The sequence below is a fragment of the Planktosalinus sp. genome, assembly GCF_059864935.1.
On sequence record NZ_JCBCCK010000454.1, the window covers coordinates 1 to 9,243 of the forward strand.

6 protein-coding genes and 1 pseudogene are annotated in these 9,243 nt (G+C 36.8%); 3 read left to right on the forward strand and 4 right to left on the reverse strand.

Annotation, left to right across the window (positions count from 1 at the left end; genetic code table 11):
- The 3 genes from AC6F75_RS13410 to secDF form a co-directional block, all read left to right on the forward strand.
- Positions 1–861, forward strand: an 861-nt coding sequence (locus AC6F75_RS13410) for a DUF6588 family protein (RefSeq protein WP_500715597.1), incomplete at its 5' end; no start/stop codon positions are given.
- 74 nt (positions 862–935) lie between these two features.
- Entirely contained in the window at positions 936–1,859 is a 924-nt protein-coding gene (mdh, locus tag AC6F75_RS13415) for a malate dehydrogenase (protein ID WP_500715598.1), read from the forward strand.
- 197 nt (positions 1,860–2,056) lie between these two features.
- The gene (gene secDF, locus AC6F75_RS13420; protein WP_500715599.1) at positions 2,057–5,080 is read left to right on the forward strand and encodes a protein translocase subunit SecDF; all 3,024 of its coding nucleotides are present in this window, start codon (positions 2,057–2,059) and stop codon (positions 5,078–5,080) included.
- Between the two features lie 352 nt (positions 5,081–5,432).
- Here the strand turns inward: secDF and AC6F75_RS13425 are convergent, their stop codons facing one another.
- From AC6F75_RS13425 to AC6F75_RS13440, 4 genes and pseudogenes are all read right to left on the reverse strand, one after another.
- Positions 5,433–5,921 carry a DUF192 domain-containing protein gene (locus AC6F75_RS13425; protein ID WP_500715600.1) on the reverse strand — a complete coding sequence of 163 codons (489 nt, stop codon included), beginning with the start codon at positions 5,919–5,921 and terminating at the stop codon, positions 5,433–5,435.
- Between the two features lie 38 nt (positions 5,922–5,959).
- Positions 5,960–6,784 carry a prolipoprotein diacylglyceryl transferase gene (gene lgt / locus AC6F75_RS13430; protein WP_500715601.1) on the reverse strand — a complete coding sequence of 275 codons (825 nt, stop codon included), beginning with the start codon at positions 6,782–6,784 and terminating at the stop codon, positions 5,960–5,962.
- A 146-nt stretch (positions 6,785–6,930) separates the two neighbouring features.
- A pseudogene (locus AC6F75_RS13435) lies at positions 6,931–7,056 on the reverse strand (membrane protein insertion efficiency factor YidD); the annotation flags it as partial.
- A gap of 21 nt (positions 7,057–7,077) precedes the next feature.
- A complete protein-coding gene (locus AC6F75_RS13440; protein ID WP_500715602.1) occupies positions 7,078–9,198 on the reverse strand; it encodes a T9SS type A sorting domain-containing protein in 2,121 nt (706 codons plus the stop codon).
- Between the last annotated feature and the right edge of the window lie 45 nt (positions 9,199–9,243).

The window sequence follows — 9,243 nt, forward strand, 5'->3', positions numbered from 1 at the left end:
GGATGGATGCAAACTGCCGAAGTCAAGAAACCTTTAAAGTTTGAAATTTCACTTATTGGAAATGCAACCATTATAAATAAAGAAAAAAGAAGCTTCACACTGAATACCAATGATTATAACAATTTGTATTTCAGAGATGAAAGTGTTTCAAAACAAGTGGCGACAGCTTTTGGGGAAAACAATCCAAACATTCGGGTTTATGCAATTGTAAATGACGGGTCTGGTCTTTTTGAAGAGGAAGTGGAATTTAATCTCCCTCAGGGTTTAGCGTCAGAAAACATAAACTTTTTACCGTCGGCTTTTTTGCAGGCTCGTGTTGGAATATTTAAAGCCACGGAATTAAAAATTCGTTACTTTCCAAAAATTGATTATGAGGATGTAACAACGGGTTTAATCGGGTTTGGGCTTCAGCATGAATTTACTCAAATGCTACCCGCAGAAAAAATATTCCCGGTGGCTATTTCCGGGTTTGTTGGTTTTACAAATTTAAACGGAAGCTTTGATTTTACAGAAAGCCAAATTATTGAAGGTACAAGACAACGATTTGAAGTGAAGCAAAACAGTTGGTTGTTTCAAGTATTGGCTTCAACAAAACTACCTGTGATTAATTTTTATGGAGGATTTGGATATGTTACAGGAACTTCAGATTTTGATGTATTGGGAACTTATACAGTGAGAGCAGGTACACCCTTGACCGAAACTTCAAGTACTTTTGAAGATCCCTTTTCGGTTAAAAACAAAGTTTCCGGAGTTAAGGCAACCATTGGCACAAGATTACAGCTGGGCTTTTTTAGTATTTATGCCGAATATAACGCTTCTGAATACAGTACAGCAAGTGCCGGAATTGGCTTCGGATTTTAAGAAATCATACCCTATTTTTGATTTAGAATTTGTAATTTTGCACTTTCAATTTTAACTCTAAAACATTTATAAATATGAAAGTAACAGTTGTTGGTGCAGGTGCAGTTGGTGCCAGTTGTGCGGAATACATTGCGATTAAAAATTTTGCTTCTGAAGTAGTTTTGGTTGACATCAAAGAAGGTTTTGCCGAAGGTAAAGCCATGGACCTGATGCAAACAGCTTCACTAATGGGCTTTGATACCAAGATTTCAGGCTCCACAAACGATTATTCAAAAACTGCAAACAGTGATGTGGCAGTGATTACAAGCGGGATTCCGCGTAAACCCGGCATGACACGTGAAGAATTGATAGACATCAATGCCGGAATTGTAAAATCAGTATCTGAAAACCTTGTAAAACATTCTCCAAATGTTATCCTTATCGTGGTGAGCAACCCAATGGATACCATGACTTATTTGGCACACAAAGCAACAGGCCTGCCCAAAAACAGGATTATCGGTATGGGCGGGGCTCTTGACAGCGCGCGTTTCAAATACAGACTTGCTGAAGCATTGGAATGTCCGCAATCTGATGTTGATGGAATGGTTCTGGGAATGCACAGTGACACAGGAATGATTCCATTAACGCGATTAGCTACAAGAAACAGTGTGCCTGTTTCAAACTTTTTGTCAAAAGAGCGATTGGCACAAGTCCTTGAAGATACCAAAGTGGGAGGAGCAACTTTAACCAAATTACTGGGCACTTCAGCTTGGTATGCGCCTGGTGCTGCGGTTTCATCGCTGGTTCACGCCATTGCCTGCGACCAAAAGAAAATGTTCCCTTGTGCGGTGATGCTGGATGGTGAATATGGAATGAATGACATCTGTATCGGTGTTCCCGTGATTTTAGGTAAAAACGGAATCGAACAAATTGTTGAAATTTCACTAAATGATGAAGAAAAGAAAATGATGGAAGCAAGTGCAGTTGCCGTTAGAGATGTGAATGCACTACTTGGGTAACTTTTAGTCAATAGGATTTAACTAATTTTTCCGGATTCCATTTGTTTGATTTTCAATTGGAATCCGGATTTTGTTTTATAATGTGCAAACGGCTTTTAAATCTTAAAAAATAATTGTCTTTTCCTGATTGAAATTCTATATTTGCACGTTTGTTAAAAAACATACAAATTCATTTATACACCTAATTTTTTAGAAGAATGCAAAATAAAGGACTAATTAAGGTATTTGCAATTTTGTTTGGTTTGGTAAGTATTTACCAGCTTTCGTTTACATACTTTGCTACAACAACTGAAGCTGAAGCAAAGGAATATGCCATCAACAAAATACCTGACAGTGCAGAAGATTATGTTGCCAAAAGAGACCTTGCAGAAAAAAATTATCTTGATTCTATTGGAGGTCAACCCATTATGTTTGGGATTGACTACAACTCTGCAAAAGAAAAAGAATTAAACAAAGGTCTGGATTTAAAAGGTGGAATCAACGTGATTCTGCAAATTTCAGTAAGAGACATATTAGTTGGTCTTTCTAATAATTCAAGAGACCCTGCATTCAGCCAAGCTTTAGCCAGAGCCACAGAAATACAAACTGAAACGACAGATACATATCTGGAAGCATTCTTTAAAGCATTTAATGAACTTCCCGGAGACAACAGACTGGCTTCACCAGAAATTTTTGCCAATAAAACACTGAGTGAAGAAATTCACTTTGAAATGACAAATGCCGAAGTACAACGTGTTTTGACACGTAAAGTTGACGAGTCTGTTGATGCAGCATTTGAGGTGATCAGAAACCGTATTGACAGATTTGGTGTGACTCAGCCCAACATTCAACGCCTCGGTAATACTGCAAGAATCCTTGTTGAATTGCCCGGTGCCAGAGATGTACAACGTGTGCAGGTTTTACTACAAAGCACGGCACAACTTGAATTCTGGCACGTGTACAAAATAGATGAAATGATGTCGTTTTTGTCTGCTGCCAATGATGTGGTAAAAAACCTTCAAGAACCAACAACAGAGGAAAAAGAAGAAACCGTTGCAGATACAACTACAGTAGATGACGAAGATATTTCAAGACTTTTGGGTGGCGAAGATCTGGAGGAGGTGCTTGACGGCGTTGATGCTAATCCCATTTTTGGAAGAATCCAAAATTTAGGCGGTCAGGGCGGTCCTGTAATTGCTACTTTCAAATTGAGGGATACAGCTGTAATCAACAGTTATTTAAGAATGCCACAGGTGAGGGCCTTGTTGCCTCAAGAGCAGCGCTATGCTAAATTTGTTTGGGGCAAACCTATTGTAGCTGCAGAAACAGGTGAGCAGTTTACTGAGCTTTATGCCATTAAAGCCAAAAGGGAAAATACACCGCCATTAAGTGGTACTGTTGTAACCGATGCACAACAAAGTTTTGACCAGGTGGGTAAACCGGCAGTAACCATGCAAATGGATGCCCGAGGTGCCAGAGTCTGGGAAGAAATGACAGGTTTGGCATCAGCACAACAGAGTCAAATTGCCATTGTACTTGATGATATCGTGTATTCAGCACCCGGGGTTTCAAGAGGGGCCATTTCAGGTGGGCGTTCAGAAATAACCGGAAACTTTTCACTCAACGAAGCCATTGACCTTGCAAACGTATTGCGTGCAGGTAAACTTCCTGCCAGAGCAGATATCATTCAAAGTGAAATCGTTGGGCCTTCATTGGGTCAGGAGGCTATTGACAGTGGTATCAGATCGTTCTTGCTGGCACTTTGTCTTGTATTAATATGGATGATATTATACTACGGTAGGGCAGGGATTTATGCAGATATTGCACTTGTAGTCAACCTGATTTTCATTTTTGGTGTACTTGCAGGATTGGGAGCTGTTTTAACACTACCCGGAATTGCAGGTATTGTGTTAACCATTGGTATGTCTGTTGATGCCAACGTACTTATCTTTGAACGTATCCGGGAAGAATTCTATAAAGGAAAAGCCCAGAAGGATGCTATTAAAGACGGTTTCAACAATGCGCTTTCCTCCATTCTTGATGCCAACATTACCACAGGTTTAACCGGTTTAATCCTTTTGATTTTTGGAACAGGACCTATTAAAGGTTTTGCAACTACTTTATTGATAGGTATTTTGACTTCGTTATTTACCGCTATATTCCTAACAAGAATGTTTATTGAGCGTTATACTGTAAATGGTAAACCATTAAACTTCTCAACAGCAGCTACCAAAAACCTGTTCAGAAACCTGGCCATCAATTTCCTTGGAAAACGTAAAATAGCTTACATCATTTCCGGTTTCCTTATTATACTTTCGTTAGGGTCATTAATCACCCAGGGATTAAATCTGGGAATTGACTTTGTGGGTGGACGCACCTATACGGTTCGTTTTGACAAAACAGTAATAGCTTCAGAGATTCAACAGGATTTAGTTGCTGCTTACAATACTGCTGAAGCCAAAACCTTTGGGGGAAGCAATCAGTTAAAAATATCTACGGCATATAAAGTGGATGACCAAACCAGTGAAGCCGATGCTGAAACACAAAAAATGTTGTACGATGCATTGGTGCCTCATTTCCCGCAAGGATTCACTTATGAGGAGTTCCTGAGTGATGATGAAAACAAACAGGTGGGCTTGATGCAGTCCATGAAAGTAGGTCCAACCATTGCGAGTGATATTAAACGTGCAGCAGTTTGGGCCGTTACAGGTTCGTTAATCATCGTATTCCTTTACATCCTCTTGCGATTTAGAAGGTGGCAGTTTAGTTTGGGTGCAGTTGCTGCGGTAATGCACGATACAATTATAGTGTTGGGTCTGTTCTCCTTGTTTAGGAACGTAATGCCGTTCTCTATGGAAATCGACCAGGCATTTATAGCGGCTATCCTAACGGTAATTGGTTACTCGTTGAATGATACCGTGGTTGTGTTTGACCGCATCAGGGAATATTACAATGAAAACCCAAGCTGGAAACTCTTTAGGGTAATTAACTCTGCAGTAAACAGTACCATTAGTAGAACCATCAACACCTCGTTCACCACATTAATCGTGTTGCTGGCCATCTTCATTTTTGGAGGTGAGTCCATCAGAGGATTTATGTTTGCGTTAATCGTTGGTGTGATTGTGGGTACATATTCATCGGTGTTTATTGCAACTCCGGCAATGTTTGATACCGTGAAGAAAAAAGGTATCGATTTAAAATACAAAGAAGAAGAGGAAGAAGGTGAGATAGAAATGGGATAAAAGCAATTTCTTCTATAAAATTAAATCCGTCTTGAGTTATTCAGGACGGGTTTTTTATTTGGAGCTATTTCCCGCTTTCGGCAGTCGCTTTTTTATTGCTTAAATAGCAATAAAAAGAGCTCCAACAAATACCTCAATCGGGGCTAATGTTGGTTTTGCTTCGCACAGTTCGCTGCGCTCGTGTCTTGTTTCTGGTTTAAAGTTTCACGTCAGAAAGGTGATATGCCTTAATGGTTCAAAGAAAGTTTGATAGGAATGGAATTATTATGAACAATTAAGAAGTTAAGGTTAGTTATGACGAAATCCTAAATGTTACTTAATCTTCTTAATGCCTTAATGTTAAAAAATATATTTATTCAGTTTTACTCCACTTGATACGGTCACCGGTTTCAAGACCCCAGGTGTCAGAAAGCCCGGCGTTGATTTCAAGCACATATTGAGAAGGTACATTTGATGGAAGAGGGCTTTCATTAAAGGGTTGTGCATTTTTTTGAAAACTCACGATTTCCTGATTGGAATTGATAAAAATAATATCCAGCGCAATCTGGGTGTTTTTCATATAAAAGCTTCTCACCTGTGAATCAGGAAAAATAAATAACATGGCCTGATTGTCCTCCATAGAGTTGCGGTACATCAATCCCGTTTGGGTTTTGTATTCGGTGTCGGCAATTTCAATGTCCAGCGTTTGAAGAATACTGTCGGTTTCTTTTTGAATCAGTTTTAACTCGCCTTGTTTGGTAAAAGCAACTTCAGCGCTGGTAACAGGTGCTGAAGTTTTATTGTCCTTACAACCAAATGCCAGAAATAAACACAACGAGGTTCCCAATAAAAATCGTTTCATTATTTATCAAATTTAATTTTCAATAACTTCTTTAATTTCTAACTTCTAACTTCTGCCTTCTTCTCCGGTCTGAACATAAAATACAAACCTAAAATCACAAACGGAATACTCAGCCATTGCCCCATATTCAACGCCATGGTTTCTTCAAAATCCACCTGGTTTTCTTTGATGAATTCCACCAAAAATCGTACCGACCATAGCAGTACTAAAAAGAGACCAAACAAATAACCTTGCTTTTCCCGTTTATTGGTTTTCCAGTATAAAAACCACAAGAGCAAAAAGACCAACAAATAAGCACCGGCTTCATAGAGTTGAGTGGGGTGTCTTGGGAAATCTTCCCCCAATTGTGCGAATACCACACCAAAATCAGAATTTGTAGGTTTTCCTATAATTTCAGAATTAAAAAAATTGCCAATTCTCACAAAAATAGCTCCACAGGCCACGGGAATAACCACCCGGTCAAGCACCCACAACAAAGGCTTTTGAATTACTTTTTTGCTGTAGAAATACATTGCTACAATAATTCCTATGGCTGCACCGTGACTTGCCAGTCCTCTAAAGCCTGTAAACTCAAAGGGGTTAAATTTAAACGGCAAAAAGATCTCAAGCAGGTTGTGTTGAAAATAATCCCAGTCATAAAAAAACACGTGACCCAAACGGGCGCCAATGAGTGTCGCCACCACGGCATAGATAAATATACTATCTAACTTCTCAAGGTTAATACCTTCTCTCACATAAATGCGCTTCATAATAAACCACCCCAATCCAAAGGCGATAACAAACATTAAACTGTAATAGTGAAGTGTGATAATTCCCAAATCCAAACCGGTTGAGGGGTCCCAGACAAAGCTTAAAAAATGCATAGGTGGTAGTTAAAAATTAATGAGGTTAAAGATAGTAATTATAAATTCCAAATTGCAAGGGTCAAATTTCAAAATTAAAGACGAAATTCCAAACTGGATTAAATTAAACTAGAAACCAGAAACCAGAAACAAGAAAAAGGAAACCCCTACGGCACGGGGTCATACCCCTTTCCACCCCAGGGGTGACAACTAAAAATCCTTTTTATGGCGAGTTTACCGCCTTTTATAAGTCCGTGTTTTTGAAGAGCCTCTTTGCTGTAATGGAAGCAGGTGGATTGGATACTTTTTTAAAGTTATTTTTTAATGAGTTTTTTTGAAATATTACCTTGGTTGGTGATAATTTTTACAAAATAGATTCCCGAACTGAGATTATTTAAATCCATTGTAATAGAAGAGGTTTCAAGTAAAACTTCACCTTTTATGGAAAATAAGATAAGATTTTTTATTTCTACATTATTTTGAGAACTGAAGGTTATAATGTCTTTAAATGGGTTTGGGTAAAATAGTATAGAATGATCAAGATTAAATTCAAGATTTGATAATTCACAATTTTCAACAAAAATTACTCCTTGGGGAACAGTGAAATTTTGTTCTGCATAGATAATATCATCAACACAAATGAACTCCAAATTTGGACTATTTACAACTTCAAAATTCACAATATTTGTATTATTTCCATTTTTTGCATTAATAAAATCAAGTTCAGGGCTCCCGGCTCTAAATGCAAAAATTTCAGGATTATTCGAAAAATCTATTGTTGATAAAGAATTTCCGGTAACATAGAGATATTCAAGGAAAGAATTCAATGAAATATCAAGGTTTGAAATTTGATTATCACGAACTTTCAATCTTGTTATGTTAGGATTTAAGGAAACATCAATTGACGTCAAATAAGCATTTTCAATTGCCAGCTTGTTTAATAGAGGGTTTTGACTAAGGTTAATACTTGGAACTGAAGTATTGTTAAGTTCCAATATTTCAAGATTTTGATTGTTTGTTACATTAACATTAATCAAATCTGTACAAAATGAAGCTAAAATGATTTCAAGCAATGCATTATTACTTGTATCTAATGATGTTATTGGATTAAAATTCACTTCAACTTCTTTTAATAAAGTGTTATTACTGATGTCAATAACAGAGATATTATTTTGAAATATTCTTAATAATTCAAGATTTGTATTGTTTGACAGATTAATTGAAGTTAAATCATTTATTGAACAATCTAAACCATTGATGTTTATAAATGCTTCAATACCTGTCATATCTTGGATACTCTGGTTGCTGACATTTAAAAACCCACTAAAAAGTTCTGCCTCAGAATATTGGATGTTTCCATCGTTGTTGAGGTCGACAGGAGGATTATGGTTTAACAACGCATTTAAAAAATTTGAATCTGTAATTCCTACTATATTACATGCATTTTGAACTTCCAGTAAAGTAGCACATCCTGGTGCATTATTATCTATTTCAGAAAACCCGCCACTCATTACATAACTGCAAATATTATTATAATTGCATACGGAGAGATTAGGATTGTTTTTAATAACCAATTCATTGATATTTAAAATTATATTTCCCAAATCACTTATATCACTTAAACCAAGATTGTTCTCAACTCTAAGAATACTTGTTAACCCTGGCAAGTTTTGAAGGCCATTTAAAGTAGTTAAGGCGTCGTTATTATCAATTTGAATGCCCCCAGAAAAGCTAGTTACACTGGACAAAGGGTTTAAATTTTGAAGCTGAGGATTGTTTGTAATTAAAATACCAATCCCCGAAGTAATGGAATTCAAGTTTTGAAAACCCAATAAGGAAGTCAAATTAGAATTATTGGCTATGGTGAGTGAACTGGAATTTTGTAAATTGATTAAACCATTAAAGTTAGCTAATTGGGTTTGATTTATATTCAAAGTATCAACTTTAGTCAATTGATTTAAACCTGCAACATTTGTTATACTATTCCCCAAAAGATTCAAACTTTCAAGTTCAAAACAATTTGGAAAAACTGAAACAAGTGAATCTATACTCGTTTGTGCATAAAAAGTTAATTCAGTGGGGCAGTATGGATGGCATCCTGTTTTAAATTCTGCAATTGAATTACAGCCGATAGCGTTATTCTGAATTACAAAATCCCAAGGCTCTTCTAAATAATTAGTACATAGATTTAAATAACTACAAATTGCTAATTGGGGGTTTCCGGTAATTATTTTATTTCCGCTCTCATAAAATACATTTTCAAGGGCTGAAATATTGTCGAGGATAAGATTATCCTCAATATATAAACTATGGATAGTTGAAATTGAGTTCAAACCATTTAAAGTTACAAGTGCATCATTTTCACGAATATTTATAGTTCCAGTACTTTCAAAGTTCCCTAATCCTACTAAAGAAGTATCCACCCCACTAACCACATCTTGTGAGCTCGTTTAATTTTATCTACTGAATATCTTTCAGGT

Bases quoted from the DNA above. Each gene is read 5' to 3' on its own strand.
- mdh (WP_500715598.1), top strand. From the start codon at position 936: ATGAAAGTAACAGTTGTTGGTGCAGGTGCAGTTGGTGCCAGTTGTGCG.
- secDF (WP_500715599.1), top strand. From the start codon at position 2,057: ATGCAAAATAAAGGACTAATTAAGGTATTTGCAATTTTGTTTGGTTTG.
- AC6F75_RS13425 (WP_500715600.1), bottom strand. From the start codon at position 5,921: ATGAAACGATTTTTATTGGGAACCTCGTTGTGTTTATTTCTGGCATTT.
- lgt (WP_500715601.1), bottom strand. From the start codon at position 6,784: ATGCATTTTTTAAGCTTTGTCTGGGACCCCTCAACCGGTTTGGATTTG.